The 17,551-nt window shown below is 71.3% G+C and carries 15 protein-coding genes; 9 read left to right on the top strand and 6 right to left on the bottom strand.

Annotated features, from left to right (window positions below; all coding sequences use genetic code 11):
* Window positions 1-79: 79 nt before the first annotated feature.
* Complete coding sequence (locus KOI35_RS30610) at window positions 80-1,030, bottom strand: arsenic resistance protein (protein WP_246614049.1); 951 nt, start codon at window positions 1,028-1,030, stop codon at window positions 80-82.
* Window positions 1,031-1,237: 207 nt separating this feature from the next.
* On the opposite strand from KOI35_RS30610, the gene KOI35_RS30605 reads away from it, so the two are divergent.
* Window positions 1,238-2,857 carry a phospholipase D-like domain-containing protein gene (locus KOI35_RS30605; protein ID WP_215792138.1) on the top strand — a complete coding sequence of 540 codons (1,620 nt, stop codon included), beginning with the start codon at window positions 1,238-1,240 and terminating at the stop codon, window positions 2,855-2,857.
* Here the strand turns inward: KOI35_RS30605 and KOI35_RS30600 are convergent.
* Window positions 2,825-5,014 (bottom strand): putative bifunctional diguanylate cyclase/phosphodiesterase, encoded by a 2,190-nt coding sequence (locus tag KOI35_RS30600; RefSeq protein ID WP_215792137.1) that lies wholly within the window; start codon window positions 5,012-5,014, stop codon window positions 2,825-2,827. The two genes, KOI35_RS30605 and KOI35_RS30600, sit on opposite strands and share 33 nt — an antisense overlap.
* A 95-nt stretch (window positions 5,015-5,109) precedes the next feature.
* On the opposite strand from KOI35_RS30600, the gene KOI35_RS30595 reads away from it, so the two are divergent.
* Complete coding sequence (locus KOI35_RS30595) at window positions 5,110-6,144, top strand: DNA polymerase Y family protein (protein WP_215792136.1); 1,035 nt, start codon at window positions 5,110-5,112, stop codon at window positions 6,142-6,144.
* A gap of 467 nt (window positions 6,145-6,611) precedes the next feature.
* Window positions 6,612-6,794 carry a hypothetical protein gene (locus tag KOI35_RS30590; protein ID WP_215792135.1) on the top strand — a complete coding sequence of 61 codons (183 nt, stop codon included), beginning with the start codon at window positions 6,612-6,614 and terminating at the stop codon, window positions 6,792-6,794.
* 555 nt (window positions 6,795-7,349) lie between these two features.
* Here the strand turns inward: KOI35_RS30590 and KOI35_RS30585 are convergent.
* Window positions 7,350-8,123 carry an NPP1 family protein gene (locus KOI35_RS30585; RefSeq protein ID WP_215792134.1) on the bottom strand — a complete coding sequence of 258 codons (774 nt, stop codon included), beginning with the start codon at window positions 8,121-8,123 and terminating at the stop codon, window positions 7,350-7,352.
* Window positions 8,124-8,235: 112 nt separating this feature from the next.
* Between KOI35_RS30585 and KOI35_RS30580 the strand changes: the two genes are divergently transcribed.
* Window positions 8,236-8,685 carry a hypothetical protein gene (locus tag KOI35_RS30580; RefSeq protein WP_215792133.1) on the top strand — a complete coding sequence of 150 codons (450 nt, stop codon included), beginning with the start codon at window positions 8,236-8,238 and terminating at the stop codon, window positions 8,683-8,685.
* Here the strand turns inward: KOI35_RS30580 and KOI35_RS30575 are convergent, their stop codons facing one another.
* Both KOI35_RS30575 and KOI35_RS30570 read right to left on the bottom strand, forming a co-directional pair.
* Window positions 8,686-9,102 carry a DUF3592 domain-containing protein gene (locus KOI35_RS30575; protein WP_215792132.1) on the bottom strand — a complete coding sequence of 139 codons (417 nt, stop codon included), beginning with the start codon at window positions 9,100-9,102 and terminating at the stop codon, window positions 8,686-8,688.
* A gap of 91 nt (window positions 9,103-9,193) precedes the next feature.
* Window positions 9,194-10,762 carry a DHA2 family efflux MFS transporter permease subunit gene (locus tag KOI35_RS30570; protein WP_215792131.1) on the bottom strand — a complete coding sequence of 523 codons (1,569 nt, stop codon included), beginning with the start codon at window positions 10,760-10,762 and terminating at the stop codon, window positions 9,194-9,196.
* 61 nt (window positions 10,763-10,823) lie between these two features.
* Between KOI35_RS30570 and KOI35_RS30565 the strand changes: the two genes are divergently transcribed.
* Together KOI35_RS30565 and KOI35_RS30560 are read left to right on the top strand one after the other, a co-directional pair.
* The gene (locus KOI35_RS30565) at window positions 10,824-11,504 is read left to right on the top strand and encodes a response regulator transcription factor (protein ID WP_438870638.1); all 681 of its coding nucleotides are present in this window, start codon (window positions 10,824-10,826) and stop codon (window positions 11,502-11,504) included.
* Window positions 11,505-11,544: 40 nt separating this feature from the next.
* Window positions 11,545-12,852, top strand: coding sequence for a sensor histidine kinase (locus tag KOI35_RS30560; RefSeq protein WP_215792129.1), 1,308 nt, complete (start codon window positions 11,545-11,547; stop codon window positions 12,850-12,852).
* Window positions 12,853-12,899: 47 nt separating this feature from the next.
* On the opposite strand, the gene KOI35_RS30555 is transcribed toward KOI35_RS30560, so the two are convergent.
* A complete protein-coding gene (locus KOI35_RS30555; protein ID WP_215792128.1) occupies window positions 12,900-13,166 on the bottom strand; it encodes a GlsB/YeaQ/YmgE family stress response membrane protein in 267 nt (88 codons plus the stop codon).
* Between the two features lie 176 nt (window positions 13,167-13,342).
* Between KOI35_RS30555 and lon the strand changes: the two genes are divergently transcribed.
* The 3 genes from lon to KOI35_RS30540 all read left to right on the top strand — a co-directional run bounded on the left by lon (window position 13,343) and on the right by KOI35_RS30540 (window position 17,550).
* A complete protein-coding gene (gene lon, locus KOI35_RS30550; protein WP_215792127.1) occupies window positions 13,343-15,652 on the top strand; it encodes an endopeptidase La in 2,310 nt (769 codons plus the stop codon).
* A 72-nt stretch (window positions 15,653-15,724) separates the two neighbouring features.
* Window positions 15,725-16,618, top strand: a complete 894-nt coding sequence (locus tag KOI35_RS30545; protein ID WP_215792126.1) for a helix-turn-helix domain-containing protein — start codon at window positions 15,725-15,727, stop codon at window positions 16,616-16,618.
* A gap of 5 nt (window positions 16,619-16,623) precedes the next feature.
* Window positions 16,624-17,550, top strand: coding sequence for a phosphotransferase (locus tag KOI35_RS30540; protein WP_215792125.1), 927 nt, complete (start codon window positions 16,624-16,626; stop codon window positions 17,548-17,550).
* Window position 17,551 lies beyond the last annotated feature (1 nt).

Below are 17,551 nucleotides of genomic sequence, written 5' to 3'. Positions count from 1 at the left end.
GGAGGGCGCGGCCTCTTCGTCGCGGTCTGGACGATCGGCGCCGCAATCGCGTCCAGGAAACGGTTCGACGGCTCAGACGCTAGCGGGCGGCCGGAAGCAGGCGCGGGACCGCCCGCACGTAGATGACCATGCCCACCACCTCGACCAGCGTCTGTGTCACGACCACGGCGGCGGCCAGGGTCAGGTCGCCGGGCAGGGCCAGGGCCAGCGGCAGCACCACCAGCGAGTTGCGGGTCGCCCCGGTGAAGATCACCGCTCGGCCGGACGGGACGTCGAGGCGGAAGAGGCGGGCCACGGCCAGCCCGGCGAACGCCATCACCAGCAGGAAGCCGGCGTAGAAGGGCACCACGCCGAGGACGTCGGCGAGGTCGTCGCCGATCCGGGGTACCTGCGAGGCGACCACCACGAACAGGGTCGCCGCCATCAGCGGGACCATCGCGCCGCCGGCCACCCCGGCCACACGCCGGTTGCCGGGCCAGGCCTGGGTGGCCCAGGCCAGCGCGAGCGGGATGACGATCAGCACGACGAACGCCTCGGCGAACGGGCCCGCGGCCACGGCTGTCCCGTCGCCGGCCAGCAGGAACAGGAAGAGCGGGAGCAGCAGCATCTGCGCGATCAGCAGCAGCGGGGTCGCGGCCAGCAGCCGGTCGCTGCGGCCGCCGGCCAGGCCGCTGAAGACGATCACGTAGTCGACGCAGGGGGCCAGCAGCACCAGCAGCACGCCGAGCCGCACAGCCCGATCGCCGGGCAGGAACGGGACCATCGCGGCGACCACCAGGGGCACCACGACGAAGTTGACCACCAGCACGGCGGCCAGGAACCGGCCCGCGCGCAGCGACCGCAGCAGATCGTGGGCCGGGACCTGCAGGAACGTCACATAGAGGAGCACGCCCAGGACCGGGTTGATCACGTGCTCCAGCCCGGGGCCGGCGCCGGGCGCCAACCGGCCCGCCAGCACCCCGGCCGCGATCGCCCCCAGATAGACGGCGACCTGATGCCGCTCCATCCACGCCACCGACTTGATGATCATTGTCCCGTCATCGCAGCACACGGGACCGCGGCGCGAGCGGCCGGGGTCAACCGGCCACGGCGGCGGCGCGGGTGGTCAGGGCGGCGAGCACTTCCTCGTACGCGGGAAGGACCTTGATCTCGGTGTCGGGGACGTCGAACGGCATGACTCGACGGTACGGCTGTACCCGGGTACCGGATGCAAGCGGTTTCCGGTGTAATCACGGGCATGACGCCCGCATCGTCGCTGACTGATCTGATCGGCCGCTATCTGCCGCCGGCCACCGAGGCGTGCCCGACCTTCGCCGAGAACTCGCTGTTCGAGCCGATCATCGACGGTGTCACCTATTTCACCGAGCTGGCCGAGCGGATGGCCGCGCTCGGCCCGGACGACGCCGTCTACATCGCCAGCTACCAGGCCGACCCGCAGCTCGACCTCACCGGGCTGGTGGCCGGGGAGGCGGGCTACCGGCCGTTCACCGACGTGCTGGCCGAGAAGGCGGCGGGCGGCACCGACGTGCGGATCGTGCTCAGCGCGGCCGAGTTCTCCGGGGGCGTGCCGTGGCTGCCGGTCGGGCCGTTCCGGGCCAACACGCTGGCCGCGCGGGTGATCCGGGCCTGGAAACCGTCGACCCGCGACGTCGTCAACCCGCCGCTGGAGAACCGGGTGCTGCTCGACTGGTCGGGGCCGGCGCTGGGGTCCAACCACCAGAAGCTGGTGGTGTTCCGGCACGACGGGGTGCTGACCGCGTACGTGGGCGGGCTTGATCTGTCGCCCAGCCGGTTCGACCACCAGCCGCATCACCGCCTCAAGCTCGGCGCCCACCGGTGGGGCTGGCACGACGCGGCGGCCCGCCTGCACGGCCCGGCCGCGTCGCGGGTGCTGGAGACGTTCACGTTCCGCTGGCAGAACACGGCCGCCCTGCCGCCGCGCTACATCGCCAAGAACCTGCCGCCGGAGTATTTCCACCTGCCCAGCGGGGGACTCACCTGGGTCAACCCGCTCGACCCGCCGCTCGAGCTGCCGGCCACCCCGGCCCAGCCGCAGCACCCGGCCGAGGGAACGGCGGTGCAGGTCGTGCGCTCGTACCGGCCGTGGTCGCTCTATCGCCACCGCGGGCTGCGCCGCCTGCGCCGGGCCAACGTGGTGCGGGCCGGCATCCAGGAGATCTACCACTCGATGATCACCGCGATCGACGCCGCCGACCGGTACATCTATCTCGAGGACCAGTACTTCCACGAGTCGCCGGGCGGCGATCCGCGGTTCCAGCTCTACGGGCGGCTGCGGGCGGCGGCCCGGCGCGGCGTCAAGATCATTCTGATCGGTTCCGGACGCAAGGACCCGGCCGACGGCGGCGACAGCACCGTCCGCCCGGTGATCACCCACGACCTGCGGTGGCGGGTGCTGGCCCGGCTGCCCGTGGCGGCCCGGCGCAACCTGGTGATGTACCGGATCGACAACCTGACCGTGCACACCAAGCTGATGCTGGTCGACGACGTGTTCGCCAGCATCGGGTCGGCCAACTTCTTCAGCCGTTCGATGGTCGGCACCGACAGCGAGATCACGTCGACCTTCGTCACGACCGGTCCGCTCGTCCGCGACCTGCGGGTCAAGCTGTGGGCCGAGCACCTGCGCACGCCGGTGGACGACGAACTCACCCCGCACCTGGCCGACCTGGACACCGCCCTGGGGATCTGGCGCCGCGAGTGGCTGCCGGCCGGCCATCCGCCCGAGACGTGGCGCAAGGCGGGGCTCCCGGCCGGGTTCGCGCCCGCCGAGTGGGCGCTGACGCCGGCCCGTTACTCGCCCGCTGTGCTACGCCGCGAGTCGAGACTCCACGACAGCTAGCTCCCGGGCCGGCATCGGACGCCCGAACAGGTAGCCCTGGGCCAGGTCACTGCCCGCCTCGGAGAGCATCCGTGACTGCGCGTCCTCCTCGACCCCCTCGGCCACGACGGTCAGGCCGAGGGAGTGGAACAGCTCGATCAGCGACCGGATGAACGAGCCGGCGCCCGAGTCTTCCAGATAGCTGCGGTCGATCTTGACGATGTCGGCCGGGAACCGGTGCAGATAGCGCAGCGACGCGTAGCCCGAACCGAAGTCGTCGATGGCGATCCGCGGCCCGAGCGACCGCAGCCGCTGCAATGCCGTGGTCACCTGGGCCTCGTCGGCGAGCACGCTCTCGGTCACCTCGAGCACCAGGCGCGCCGGGTCGAACCCGGTGTCGAGCAGCACCCGGGCCACCCGCGCGGGGAAGGCCGGGTCGAGCAGCTGCAGGGTGGAGACGTTGACCGAGACGTAGAAGCCGCCCGTACGGCTGAGGCCGGCCATCTCGGCGCACGCCTGCTCCAGGATGCAGGCGCCCAGCTCGTGGATGAGCCCGGTGCGCTCGGCGACGGCGATGAACTCGGCCGGCGACACGTCACCCAGCGCCGGGTGCCGCCAGCGGGCCAGCGCTTCCACGCCCGACATCTCGGCCGTGGGCAGTTTGACGATCGGCTGGTACGCGACCTGCAGCAGACCCTGGGCGACGGCCGCCTCGAGTTCGGTGCGGAGCGTCATCTCCCGGTCGAGGCGGGTGCGCATCGTGGGGGCGTACGGGGAAATGGTGTCCTTGCCGTTGTCCTTGGCCGCCTGCAGCGCGAGGTCGGCCATCTTGCGCAGCTCAGGACCGCTCGTCGTGGTCTCGGCGGCGCCGATGCTCACGGTGATGCCGACCGTGTGCGGGCCCACCGAGAAGGGCGCCCGCATCGCGTCGGCCAGCTGCTCGGCCGTGGTGATCAGATCACCGCTGACCAGGACCGCGAACACGTCGCCGCTGAGCCGGGCGGCCTGGCCACTCACCGCCATCCGCTCGCCGGCCTGGCGCAGGAGCTGGTCGCCGACGTCGTCGCCGAGCCGGTCGTTGACCCAGGCGAAGTGGTCGAGATTGATGTGCAGAAGACCGACGGGCGCGTCCGCGGAGGCCACTCGCCGGTCGACCAGCCGGGCGAAGTACTTGCGGTTGGCCAGCCCGGTCAGCGTGTCGTGGGACGCCTCGAACCGCAGGCGCTCGGTGAGGCTGGTGTGCGAGAGGAGCACGAGCAACTGCCGGGCCAGCAGCGAGCCCAGGATCAGCAGGACGGCAAACAGTTCGGCCGGATCAAGGAGCCTTCCCGCGTACGCTCCGGCGCCCTCCACGCCGACCGCGACGACGAACGGCAGGTAGGGCAGCAGCAACTGCCACCGGTGCACACCGGTCCCCGTGTCGACGACCACCGCGCGGCCCGCGGCCCGGCGTGCGGCCAGCGCGAGGAAGACGAAGCCGGCCACCCAGCCGTAGTCGAACCAGGAACCCGAGACATACGTGCCGTCGGCCGAGCCGACGGCGAACAGGGTGTCGGCCAGGCCCATCCCCAGCATGGCCGCGACCAGCAACGCCACCACCGATCGCCGGCCGCGGGCCCGGGTCATCAGCAGCAGGGCCATGGTGGCCGAGACCAGGTCGCCGATCGGGTAGGCCAGCGAGACCGCGTAGGCGAGCGGGGACTCGCCGCCGGCCGCCCAGATGTCACGCATCGAGACCGACCAGAGCACCAGGAACAGCGCCCCGGCGACCACGATGCCGTCGAGCACCGGCGCCACGCTGGAGCCGAGCATCGAGCGGCCGGAGAGCAGGCCCAGACCGACCGCGGCGGCCACCGGGAAGATCAGGAAACCGTAGTCGGCGGGCGAGGGGAACAGCGTTGTCTGGGCGCTGAAAAACTCTTGCCAGAGCCAGAACGTGTTGCCCGCGCCCCAGGAGATGCCGGCCAGAGCCAGCAACAGCCAGCCGGCCCGGTGCCGCCCCGGCATGGTGCGCGAGGTCGCCAGGCAGGACAGGCCGGCCAGGAACGCGGCGGTGGTGCCGGCGAGCAGGGCCACGATGGCCGAGCCGTCGCCGCCGCGGGCGTAGAGGACGACGCCGAGCACGACAGCGGGCAGCACGATCCAGGCTGCCCGCGCTGGTCGGAGGCGGTCGTTCACGCGGCCACCATCGGCTGTCGCACGCCGAGCTTGAGCTTTTGGCTTCCCTCGGCTCCGGGGCGTCCCGCTCGTTCGAACATGTGTACTATTTTGCCATGCCGCTGCTGCACGCCGATGCCGATGCCTTCTTTGCCTCCGTGGTGCTTCGCGACCGGCCCGAGCTGGCCGATCGCCCCGTCGCGGTGGTCGCCGCGGTCATCGTGGCCAGCGCCAACTACCCGGCTCGGGCGCGTGGTGTCCGCTCCGGCGTCCTGGCTCAAGAGGCGCTGCTGCGCTGCCCCGAGCTGACCCTGATCGACGTGCCGCGGGCCGAGGTCGAAGAGGCCGGCGAGGCCCTGTTCGACCTGTTCCACGATTCGGCCCGGGCGGTCGAGCCCGGCTCGATGGAGGAGGCGTTCCTCGACGTCGGCGCCGGCTCGTTCCCCGAGGCCGTGGCGGCCGGTCAGAGGTTGCGCCGCCGGGCCGCGGCCGAACTGGGCATCCCGGTCAGCGTCGGGATCGGCCGCACCAAGCTGATGGCCAAGCTGGCGTCCCGGGCCGCCAAGCCCGACGGGCTGCACGTGATCGGCGCCGGGCGCGAGGCCGAGCTGCGCGTCACCCTGCCGATCGCCGACGTGTGGGGCGTCGGCGCCCGCACGGCCGAGCGCCTCCACGGCGTCGAGATCACCCGGCTCGGCCAGATCGACGCCATCCCGTTCGACACCCTGCGCCGCCTGTGCGGCACGACGATGGCCCGCCGCCTGCGAGCGATCCGAGACGCCACCGACGACGCGGTCGTACGTCCGGTCGAGCAGCGCACCACGCTCTCGTCCGAGGGTTCGATCAAGGGCTACGCCCGCCCCGACCACACCCCGGCCGAGCTGGCCGAGCGCTGCGTCGAGCGGGTCTGCCACCGGGCGTCCCGCGCCGGCCTGGTCGCGACCCGCCTGACGGTCACCCTGCACCCGTCGGAGGGCGGCGCCGATCGCGTGCTCAGGCGCACCGGCCCCACCGCCACGGCCGACCCGGCGGTCTGGTTGCGGGTCGCGCTCGACCTGCTCGATTCCGAGTGGCTGCCCCCACTGGCCGGCCTGCGGATCACGCTGACCGGCCTGACCACCCACGACCGAATACAGGAGACCCTGTTTTGAGACCCACCGGCGGCCCGGAAAGCGGCGGCGACCTCAACCTCCTACGACGCTAGTGTCCTGAGTCGTTGGCCGGCACAACCCGCGACGCGACGCCCGCCGCGACCAGGCTTGCAACTGCTCCCGTTCGTCACCGGTGAGCACGATCAGGCGCAGCAGCGTGCTCTTGCCGCAGCCGGACGCGTTGGTGCCCACCAGCCGCAGGTCGATCCCGGACGACGCCGCGGGGCACCGCAGTCGGATCAGGCATGCAGACTCTCGTACCCACTGGCCACGACTCCTGCGCGGATGCGGTGAGCGCGTCGAACGGGCAGATCGTTGAGGATCTCGAGGTCTCACGGCACACGGTCACCAAGTAGCGGAGCCGGTTCGCCTTCGACCGGCTCGAACGCTTGCTGGACGAGCCCCGCCCGCCCCGGCCCCGCACCCAATCAGCGACGCCGACGTGGCACGCGTCATCACGACGACCCGTGGAGACCACGCCGAAGGACGCCCTCACACCGCTGGGGGGCGCGTCGTCGGTGACCTACCACGCACTGGTCAACCCGCGCGATGGCGGCGCAGGTCGGCCCGTCGCAGACCGCGGTGTCACGGATCTGGCGGACGAAGTCGTGTTCGCGGAAGCCTTCGGTTCGCCTTTGCGTCCGCGGTGAGTCATGGTGCGGTAGATCAGCCGGCTGCGCTCACCGGGCCGATAGCAGACCAGCCCGGCGAGATCAGCCGGCTGCGCGCACCGAGCCGATAGCAGACCAGCCCGGCGATTGATACCCGGACGTTGCCCGCGGCGGTCACCGCAACGATCGGGGTGATCCCGCGTGGTGCCCAGGTGCCGGCCTTGAGCGGTCTCAGCGTTTAGCCGCATTCGTCGGCGAGGCAGACTCACGCTCCTCGCCGGGCGGCGACTCTTTTGGCGCCGGCCAATGGTAACGCCGCCACCGCAAGAAGAGCGGCGGCCGGGACCTCCCGCCCCGGCTCCAGGAATACGTCGAGATCGCGCTCGACAAGGACCCCTCGATCGGGTCCACCCTGTACGAGAGCCCGACCCACAAGATTGCCCGGGCTGTGGTCGACTACATCGTGTCGCTCACCGAGACGCAGGCCGTCGAGCTCTCGGCGCGCATCAACGGCGCGACGTCGAAGTCGATCCTGGAGAGCTGGTTCCACGTATAGCCGCGACCACGGGTGGGCGCGGCCATACGGGACGGTGATCAAGCGTACGGCTGGAAGGGAATGCCTGTCGGTTTGGAGGCGTTGAGCAGCGACTCGAACGAACCGTCGCGGGTCTTCAGCGTCGCCGAGCCGAAGTTGGCCGCCGTGAGTTTGTCGCGCAGTTCGATGGTGGGGAAACCGTTCCAGTCGACCAGCGGCGGGTAACGCCAGTCGTGGTAGTGGTTCTCCGGCGGCTCGTCGTTGGTGTTGGCCAGGCGGAAGAAGTGGGTCGAGGCGCCGTCCTTGTGATAGACGACCTTGGGGTGGGTGCCGTCGAAGCGGACCCGTGAGCGGGCGTAGGTCACCTGCGAGCTGTGCTGCGTCGTGGTCACGTAGTCGACCTGGTTGGACGACTGGTTGACCCAGGATATGACGTGTTCCCAGTCGTGGCGGTGGCCGCCGAGGCCGCTGCCCGCGACGGCCTGGTCCTTCTCGAAGTAGCTGGCGTAGACGATCGCGCACCAGCCGTTGTTGCACTTCGAGCGGGCGTACGTCTGGGAGTTGTCGAGGTCGGAACGGTCGCGGCAGTTGCCGTTGACGGCGCCGGTGGTCTTGAGGCCGCCGTTGAGCGTGCCGTCGGGGCCGATGGCCGGCGTGGCGTAACAGCCGTCGGTGTCGTAGTCGTAGGCAGGGGAGAAGGACTGTTCCAACCCGCCCGCGTTCTGCGGCAGGTTGCGCGGCGGGTCGGCGAAGGCCGGGGTGGCGGCGACGGCGAGGATCAGCGCGGCGAGGCCGGTCACGGCTCCGGCCCGGGCGAGGGGGCGTCCTGACATGTCGCCGATCCTCTCCGGTGAAAGAGAAGATCGTCAATGAGGGGGCGGCACGTTAAGGGTTTGTTTAGGGCCTGGCCGCACGCTGACTGCTCCACGGATGAGGAGCGCCAGGATGACCAGTATCGCCCGAGTGACCGCGGGACTCGTAACGGCCGGCCTGCTGGCCCTGACCACAGCCTGTGGTGGTGCCGCCTCAAGTGGTGGTGAGGTCGCCAAGCCTGGTGGTGAGGTCGCCAAGCCCCCGGCGCAGAAGGTCGACGCGACTGTCGCGGGCAAGGGCATGAAGGGCGGCTGCGAGGCGGTGAAGAAGGCGTTCGCGGCCATCGAGGCGGGCGACATGACGACCGCGAACAGCCTGCGCGACAAGGGGGCGACCCTGTTCGACGACGTCGCCGCCGAGAATGCCACGACGGATCTCGACCTGGCCACGGACGGCGCCAAGATGGGTTCCGAGCTGGACTACGAGCTGCCGACCGACCCGACGAAGTACCGCAGCGACCTGGCCACCCAGTACGCCTCGATCTGCGTCGCCAAGTATCAGGCGGCGGCGCTCGAGGGCTGATCAGACGAAGAACGAGGCGCCCACCGCGATGGCCAGGAACACGACGCCGACGACGATGGACATCATCCCGCCGTCGCCCGGATTGCCGACGGCGCTCGCGTGGTGCGGGTCGGCCGGGTCGTAGACGATCTCGACCGGCGTCTCGACCGGGTGCGTTTCGTAGTGGGGCGAGCCGTCCAACGCCGTACGGACGGAAAGGCCCTCGCGCGTGTGGAAGCGCACCACGGGCCGGAACTTGTCGCGCCCCTCGTCCTGCACCACCCGCTCGTGCCCGTCAACGACGGCCACGATCCGCTGCCCGTCGCGGGCCAGTCGCCGCACCCGCTGCCGGCGCCGCACACCCCACGCGATCCCCAGCAGTCCCGCGATCGCCGGCACCCCGACCACGAAGACGACCACGACGTTCTCGAATCCCATGCGCAGAACGGTAGGTGGTCAGTTCCAGGCGCCGGCGATCGCAAGTGTCAGCTCGGCCGGCCGGGAGAGGAACGGCGAGTGGCCGCCCGGCCTACGACGAGCGCAGACGCTCCGCCTCGAGCCGCTCGGCCACCTCTCCGGTGATGGCCTCGCCCCGCGCGACCATGCCGGCCGTGTCCGACAGCGGGATCTGCCGGTGCAGCAGCGCGAGCACGAGCGCGCCCGCGATGAACGGCAGCAGATACCAGAAGACCGGGGTCAGGGCTTGCGCGTACGCGTTCACGACGCCCTCGCGGACCGCCTCCGGCAGCCGGTTCAGAATCTGCGGGTCGAACGTCGACGCGTCCGCCTCTCCACCGGCGAACACCCTGGTCAGCTCGTCGGTCAGCCGGCTCGCGAACAGTCCGCCGAACACCGCCGTCCCGAGCACGCCCCCGACCTCGCGGAAGTAGTTGTTGGTGCTGGTCGCCGTGCCGAGCTGCCCCGCCGGCACCGCGTTCTGCGCCACCAGCACCACGACCTGGATGATCAGCCCGAGACCGGCCCCGAAGACCAGCAGGTAGACGCAGATCAGCCAGATCGCGGTGGCGCCGTCGAGCGTGGTCATCGCCAGCGTCGTGGCGCCGATGAGCAGCACGCCGAGAATCGGGAAGATCTTGTATTTTCCCGTACGGGATATGGCGATCCCGGCCACGCCCGACGCCACGATCAGCCCGAGCATCATCGGCAGCAGGAGCAGTCCGGAGCCCGCGGCCGACGTGCCCGACGCCATCTGCAGGAACGTCGGCACGAACCCGATCGCCGTGAACATGCCCAGTCCCAGCGCCAGCCCGATCGCGGTGGCGTTGACGAACACCGGGTTGCGGAACAGCTCGAGCGGGATGACCGGATCGGCCGCCCGCGCCTCGACGACCACGAAACCGATCGCCGACACCACGAACCCGGCACCCCAGGCCCACGTCTCCCACGCCGTCCAGCCGCGTTCCAGGTCGCCGCCGAAGTTCGCGAACAGCACCAGGCACGACGTCGCGACCGAGATCAGCAGGACGCCCAGTACGTCGATCGGTTTCCCGGACCGGCGGCTCGGCAGTTGCAGCGCGACCAGGGCGATCACGAACGCCGCGAGGCCGAACGGGATGTTCACGTAGAAGGCCCAGTGCCAGGTCAGGTGGTCGACGAAGAAGCCGCCGAGCAGTGGCCCGCCGATCAGCGAGATGCCGAAGATCGCACCCAGCGGGCAGAGGTACTTGCCGCGCTGACCGGCCGAGACGATGTCGGCGATGATCGCCTGGCTGAGGATGATCAGGCCGCCGCCGCCCAGGCCCTGCGCGGCCCGGAACGCGACGAACGTCCAGAAATCGGTGGCCAGCGCGCAGCCGACCGAGGCCAGCGTGAACAGCGCGATCGCGACCAGGAACAGCCGCCGTCGCCCGAGCACGTCGCCGTACTTGCCGTAGACCGGCATCACGACGGTCATCGCCAGCAGGTAGGACGTCTCGATCCAGATCTGGTGCCGTACGCCCCCGAGGTCCCCGACGATGGTCGGCATCGCGGTCGACACGATCATCTGGTCCAGGCTGGCCAGCAGCATGCCCGCGAACAGGGCGAAGAAGATGAACCGGATGCGCCGCCGGGTCAGCAGCACGGGTGCGGTTGACATGGATCTCAGTGCACTCCCTGCCCCTGGGGCAGGGTCAACCGCGCCGCGTAAGGTCGGCCGGGTGCAGCTGCTTCTGGTCGAGGACGACGACGCGATCGCGGTGCCTCTGGTCCAGGGGCTGGCCCGGTTCGGCATGACGGCGCACCGGGTGGCGACCGGGGCGCAGGCGCTGGCCGCGGCGGCGCCCGACATGGTGCTGCTCGATCTCGGGCTGCCCGACATCGACGGCGTCGACCTGTGCTGGGCGTTGCGGCGCGCGCACCACGACGTGCCGATCATCATGGTGACCGCCCGCCGCACCGAGGCCGACCTGGTGCGTGGTCTCGAGGGCGGCGCCGACGACTACGTGGCCAAGCCGTTCCGGATCCGTGAGCTGGTGGCCCGGATCCGGGCCGTCGACCGCCGCACGCGCGGATCCGGCGCGACCACCGGGCCGGTGCCGGCCGAGGCGGCCCAGGAGTTCGGCCGGCTGCGCATCGACCACGCCGCCCGCCAGGTCAGCGTGGCCGGGGTGCCGGTGGCCCTGGCCCCGCGCGAGTACGACCTGCTGGTGTCGCTGGCCGCCCGCGGCGGGGCCGTGGTGCTGCGGCCGGCCCTGCTCGATTCGGTGTGGGCGTCGGTGCCCGGGGCGTCGGGCAAGACGCTCGACTTCCACGTGGCGTCGCTGCGCCGCAAGCTCGGCGATCCGGCCTGGATCGAGACGCGGCGCGGGGTCGGCTACCGGCTCGTCGCGCTCGACTGACCGTCATGATCCGGCGACTCCGCCTCCGGCTGGCCGCATCATGATCCGGCGACTCCTGCTGACTTACCTGTCCCTGACCGTCCTGGTGCTGTGCGGCCTGGCCGTCCCGCTCGGCTGGATCTATCAGCGCAGCGAGCGTCAGCAGGCCTTCCAGTCCCTGCAGCACGAGGCCACCGTGCTGGCCGCCTATATCGGGGCCGACCTCGAGGGCGCCGAGGGCGACCGGATCGCCGACATGGCGCGGGCCGCCGCCCGGCAGTGGGACGGCGAGGTCGAGGTGTTCGACGGCGCCGGGCGGGTGCTCTTCAGCACCCGGGACGGCCGGGCCGGGCCGCTTCCGGTGGCCGGCAGCCGGATCGCCCGCCTCGACGGCGTCGCCGTGCTGTCGGTGACCGAGCCCTTCCGTTCCGAGTCTTCCGGCGCCGTACGCCTCAGTGCCCCGCTCGCCCCGGTCACCCGCAGTGTCCACCAGTTCTGGTTCATCCTGGCCGTGGCCTCGCTGATCGTGCTGGCCGTGGTGGTCGGCGTCGCCGTCGCGCTGGCCCGCTGGGTGGCCCGGCCGGTGCGGGCCCTGGAACACGCGACCCGCAACCTGGCCGCGGGCGGCGAGCCGACGCTGGTGCCCGACGGCTCCGGCCCGCCCGAGCTGCGCCGGCTGGCGGCTACGTTCAACACCACCGCCGTACGGCTGCACGAACTGCTCGACGCCCAGCGCTCGTTCGCCGACCACGCCTCGCACCAGCTCAAGAGCCCGTTGCAGGCGCTGCGGCTGCGGCTGGAGAACCTCGAACCGGACGTCACCCCGGCGGGTGAGGAGGGCCTCGAAGCGGCGCTGGCGGAGGCCGAGCGGCTGAGCCGGATGGTCGACACGCTCCTCGACATGGCCGTCACCGACCATCCGGACCAGGCGCCGCAAGAGGTCGACCTGACCGCGCTGGCCGCCGAACGGGCCGAGGTGTGGCGGCCGCTGGCGGGCAAGCAGGACGTGACGCTGGCCCTGACCGACGACGGGCCGGCCCGGGTGCCGGCCATGAGCGGGGCGGTCGAGCAGATCCTCGACAACCTGCTGTCCAACGCGCTGCGCGCCGCGCCCGCGGGCAGCACGGTCACCATCGTGGTGCGGGCCGGGCAACTCCGCGTCGTGGATCACGGGCCGGGGCTGAGTGATGAGCAGCGTACGGCCGCGCTCGAGCCGTTCTGGCGGGCGCCCGGTTCTGCTCCCGGCGGCACCGGGCTCGGGTTGGCTCTGGTCCGCAAACTGGCCGTGGCCGGGGGCGGATCGGTACGCCTCGACCCGGCGGTGCCATCGGGAATTGAGGCGGTCGTCACCTTTTCGGGGCGAGCGTAAAAGGAAAAGCCGCCGTGCGCGACGGCGGCTTTCCATAAAGACAGGGCTCAGCGGCGGCGGCCGTACATCCCGGCCACCAGGCTGACACCGAGCGCGGCCAGCACGACCTGGATGAGCAGTTCGATCCAGTCGATGCCGGAGGTGTCCGACACGTTGAGAGCTGCGGCGATGAACGTGCCGATGATGGCCGCGACGATGCCGATCAGGATGGTCAGCCAGATCGGGATGTTCTGCTTGCCGGGCACGACCAGTCGGCCCAGAGCACCGATGATCAGGCCGATGATGATCGCGGTGATAATGCCGGTTACTTCCATTTCAAGCTCCTCATTCGATGTCGTCGGCGGCACTGGTTCCCAGCCGCGGACAATCGCCAAACACGCCCTTTCCGAGCGCTGGGGAAGTGCTGGCTTTCCGCTCAGAGTGAACGCCGGAAGAAGCCGGAACCGTCCGAGGTTGAGCGCGACATACTCAACTCTCTCGGAGGTACCGGGTGACCACCAAACGACTTCCCGTCCTGTTCCTCGATGACGTCGTCCTTCTGCCCGGCATGGTCGTTCCGGTCGAGCTCGACGAGGCCGCCCTGGCCGCCGTCGACGCCGCCCGCACCTCGGCCGGCTCCGAACTGCTGATCGCTCCGCGACTCGAGAACCGCTATGCCTCGTACGGTGTCGTGGCCAAGGTCGAGCGCGTCGGCAAGGCTCGCGGCGGCACCCCGGCGGCCGTGCTGCGTACGGGCGAACGGGCCCGCATCGGCATCGGCGTGACCGGCCCCGGCGCGGCCCTGTGGGTCGAGGCCGAACCGGTCGCCGCCACCACCCCGACCGAGCACGCCCGCGAGCTGGCCGCGGAGTACAAGCAGCTCGTCGTATCGGTGCTCCAGCGCCGCGAGGCGTGGCAGGTCATCGACTCGGTCAGCGCCATCGACGACCCGGGCGACCTGGCCGACACCGCGGGCTGGGCGCCCTACCTCTCCAACGACCGCAAGCGCGAGCTGCTGGAGACGCCCGACGTCGAGGCGCGGCTGGGCCGGCTGATCGAGTGGACCCGCGACTTCCTGGCCGAGTCCGAGGTCAGCGACAAGATCGAGACCGACGTGCGCGAGTCGGTCGAGAAGCGCAACCGCGAATACCTGCTGCGCGAGCAGCTCAAGGCGATCCGCAAGGAACTCGGCGAGGACGAGACCGGCGGCAACGACGACTACCGGGCCCGGGTCGAGGCGGCGCCGCTGCCCGACGCGGTCCGCGAGGCGGCGCTGCGCGAGGTCGGCAAGCTCGAGCGGGCCGGCGACCAGAACCCCGAGGCGGGCTGGATCCGCACCTGGCTCGACACCGTCCTCGACCTGCCGTGGGACGTCCGCACCACGGACAACGTCGACCTCGAAGCGGCCCGCGCCGTGCTCGACGCCGACCACCACGGCCTGGACGAGGTCAAGGAGCGCATCGTCGAATACCTCGGCGTCCGCGCCCGCCGCGAGTCCCGGCACCTGGAGAAGATCGGCGGCCGCGGCTCCGGCGCCGTGATCCTGCTGGCCGGCCCGCCCGGGGTCGGCAAGACCTCGCTCGGCGAGTCGGTCGCGCGCACCCTGGGCCGCAAGTTCGTGCGGGTCGCCCTGGGCGGCGTGCGCGACGAGGCCGAGATCCGCGGCCACCGCCGTACGTACGTGGGGGCTCTGCCCGGACGCATCGTGCGGGCCATCAAGGAGTCCGGTTCGATGAACCCGGTCGTGCTGCTGGACGAGGTCGACAAGGTCGGCAGCGACTTCCGCGGCGACCCGGCGGCGGCCCTGCTCGAGGTGCTCGACCCGGCGCAGAACCACACGTTCCGCGACCACTACCTCGACCTCGATCTCGACCTGTCGGACGTGCTGTTCATCGCCACGGCCAACGTGCTCGACACGATCCCGCAGGCGCTGTTCGACCGGATGGAGCTCATCTCGATCGACGGCTACACCGAGAGCGACAAGGTCGCCATCGCCCGCGACTTCCTGGTGCCCCGGCAACTGGAGCGGGCTGCCCTGTCGGCCGACGAGGTGACCGTGACCGAGGACGCGCTGCGCGAGATCGCCGCCAACTACACCCGCGAGGCCGGCGTACGGTCGATGGAGCGCCTGCTGGCCAAGGCGTTCCGCAAGGCCGCCCTGAGCGACCTGCCCGCCACCGTCGACGCCGCCGACCTCAAGGACCTGATCGGGCGGCCGCGATTCACCCCGGAGTCGTCGGAGCGGACCGCCGTCCCCGGCGTCGCCACCGGCCTGGCCGTCACCGGCATGGGTGGTGACGTGCTGTTCATCGAGGCGTCGCTGCTGCCCGGCGACAAGGGTGGCCTGTCGGTGACCGGCCAGCTCGGTGACGTGATGAAGGAGTCGGCCCAGATCGCATTGTCCTACGTGCGGGCCCACGCCGAGGAGCTCGGCATCTCGCCCGAGCAGCTCGACCACCCGATCCACCTGCACGTGCCCGCGGGCGCGGTGCCCAAGGACGGGCCCTCGGCCGGGGTCACCATGACCACGGCGCTGGTCTCGCTGCTGCTCGGCCGCAACGTGCGGGCCGAGGTCGGGATGACCGGTGAGGTCTCGCTGACCGGCCGGGTGCTGCCGATCGGCGGGGTGAAGCAGAAGCTGCTCGCCGCCCAGCGGGCCGGACTGACCGAGATCTTCCTGCCGAAGCGCAACGAGCCCGATCTGGACGAGGTCCCGGCCGACGTGCTGGCCGCCCTGACCGTGCACGTCGTCGCCGACGTACGGGAAATCCTGAAGTCGGCCCTCGAGCCGGTGGCCAGCGGTCTGGTCACCGCCGCCTGATCCCCGCTCGCGGGCGGCACCACGGCAAGATTCGTCAAGTCGTGGTGCCGCCCGCGGTGTACTTTCCTCCTCGTGTCGCCGAGCCAGTTGCTGCAACTCCTCGCCACCGTCAACGCCCGGACGAATGGCGACGTCTCGCTGACCGTGCTGGCCCGGCTGGCCCACCGGTCCCGCTTCGACCTGCACCGCCGGTTCCGGCATCTGACCGGCGAGACGCCCAAGGCGTACACCACCCGGGTCCGCACCGCGCGGGCCGCGGCCGAGCTGCTCTCCGGTGACCGCCGGGTGGCGGCGATCGCGGCCGGCCACGGGTTCGCCAGTCACGAGGTCTTCACCCGCACGTTCACCCGCCAGTTCGGCCACAGCCCGCGGAGCTATCGAGCCCGCGGGCTGCATGTCGCCGGTCGCCGTGTCGCGGCGGTGCACGCCGCGACGGTGCGCTCGGCCGCGCCGTGCATCGGTCTCTACCGCATCAGCATCCTCGAGAGGACTCCCGCTGTGCCGCTGGACATCTCCCTTGTCGACCTGCAAGCCTCCTATGCCCTGGTGATGCGTCGCCGGATCACCCGCGACGAGATTGCGACCGCCCTCGGCGAGACCCTCCCGGCCGTCTTCGGCTACGCCCAGCAGCACGGGCTGGCGATCACCGGACCGCCGTTCGCCCGCTATCCCGAGGTGGGCATGGGGTCGCTGGTCATCGAGGGCGGCATCAGCATCGCTTCCCCGCCGGCCGACGAGCCCGGTGACGGCATCGAGGTGCTCGCGCTCCCGGCCGGGCGGGCGGCGGTCGCCATCCACAAGGGCTCCTACGACGGCCTGCCCGACTCCTATCAGGAGATCGAGAAGTGGATCCGTGACCAGGGGCTGACGGCCGACGGCGCCCCGCGCGAGACCTATCTGACCGACCCCGGCGAGGTCCCCGACCCGGCCGACTGGGAGACGCAGATCGTCCAGCCCGTACGGTGACGCCGGTGGAACTGCCCGAAGTGCTGGGCCTGCCTGCGGACGCGGTCGTCACGGCCGGACCGCGGGGAGCGCTCGGCCGGATCTGGCGGGTGCAGGCGGGCGCGGACACCTATGCGGTCAAAGAGCTTTTCGGTACGCCACCGTCCCCGGCCACGATCGAGGCCGAGCTGGCCTTCACTCGTGCCGCGGCGCGGGCCGGGGTCGCGGTGCCGGCCTCCTACCCGGGCACCGACGGCAACTATGTGCACCGCATGCCGGAGGGCAGCTGGCTGCGCCGCCTCGACTGGTTCGATCTGCGGCCGATCGATCCGGTCGATCCGGCCGCGCTGGGGCGCCTGCTGGCCGGGCTGCACCGGGAGGCGCCGGCGGCGAGAGCCGAGCCCGACGGCGACGAGCCCGACCCCTGGTACGACACTCCGCCGCCGCTCACCGGGTGGCCCGAGATTCGGCGCACGGGCTGGGACGCCCGGCTCCGCACCCTGCCCGAGCTGTGCGCCATGGTCTCCCCGCCTGACCTGGCCACGACCCGGCTCTGCCACCGCGACCTGCATCCGGAGAACGTGCTGGCCGGCCCGGACGGCGAACTCGTGGTGGTCGACCTCGACCAGGTCGGCCCGGCCGAACCGGTTCGTGAACTGACCCGCTACCTCTTCGACTGGTTCTGCGACGGCCCGGCCGACGTCGACGCCATGCGCATGTTCCACGAGGCGTACATCGAGGCGGGTGGGCCGGCGCGCCTCACCCGGCCCGGCGACTTCACCATGCTCGTCGCCTCGCGCCTGAACTTCCTGCGGCGTCAGGTCCGCATCGCCGCCGACCCGGACACGGAGCCGCAGCACCGCGAGTGGGCCGAGGCCGAGATCGACGAGGCCGTACGCATCCTGCCCACGCCCGCCCAGATCGAGCAGGTCCTCCAACTGGTCAGTCGCTGAG

Origin of the sequence: Paractinoplanes bogorensis (assembly GCF_018829635.1) — a bacterium.
GTDB lineage: Bacteria > Actinomycetota > Actinomycetes > Mycobacteriales > Micromonosporaceae > Actinoplanes > Actinoplanes bogorensis.
The sequence above is the reverse complement of the archived record's forward strand: the minus strand, read 5'-3'. Positions and strand labels throughout refer to the sequence as shown.

Excerpts from the sequence above, each read along its gene's own strand:
- KOI35_RS30595 (WP_215792136.1), top strand. The coding sequence starts at position 5,110 with ATGCCGCTGCTGCACGCCGATGCCGATGCCTTCTTTGCCTCCGTGGTG.
- KOI35_RS30570 (WP_215792131.1), bottom strand. The coding sequence starts at position 10,762 with ATGTCAACCGCACCCGTGCTGCTGACCCGGCGGCGCATCCGGTTCATC.
- KOI35_RS30610 (WP_246614049.1), bottom strand. The coding sequence starts at position 1,030 with ATGATCATCAAGTCGGTGGCGTGGATGGAGCGGCATCAGGTCGCCGTC.
- KOI35_RS30585 (WP_215792134.1), bottom strand. The coding sequence starts at position 8,123 with ATGTCAGGACGCCCCCTCGCCCGGGCCGGAGCCGTGACCGGCCTCGCC.
- KOI35_RS30555 (WP_215792128.1), bottom strand. The coding sequence starts at position 13,166 with ATGGAAGTAACCGGCATTATCACCGCGATCATCATCGGCCTGATCATC.
- KOI35_RS30560 (WP_215792129.1), top strand. The coding sequence starts at position 11,545 with ATGATCCGGCGACTCCTGCTGACTTACCTGTCCCTGACCGTCCTGGTG.
- KOI35_RS30605 (WP_215792138.1), top strand. The coding sequence starts at position 1,238 with ATGACGCCCGCATCGTCGCTGACTGATCTGATCGGCCGCTATCTGCCG.
- KOI35_RS30575 (WP_215792132.1), bottom strand. The coding sequence starts at position 9,102 with ATGGGATTCGAGAACGTCGTGGTCGTCTTCGTGGTCGGGGTGCCGGCG.
- KOI35_RS30580 (WP_215792133.1), top strand. The coding sequence starts at position 8,236 with ATGACCAGTATCGCCCGAGTGACCGCGGGACTCGTAACGGCCGGCCTG.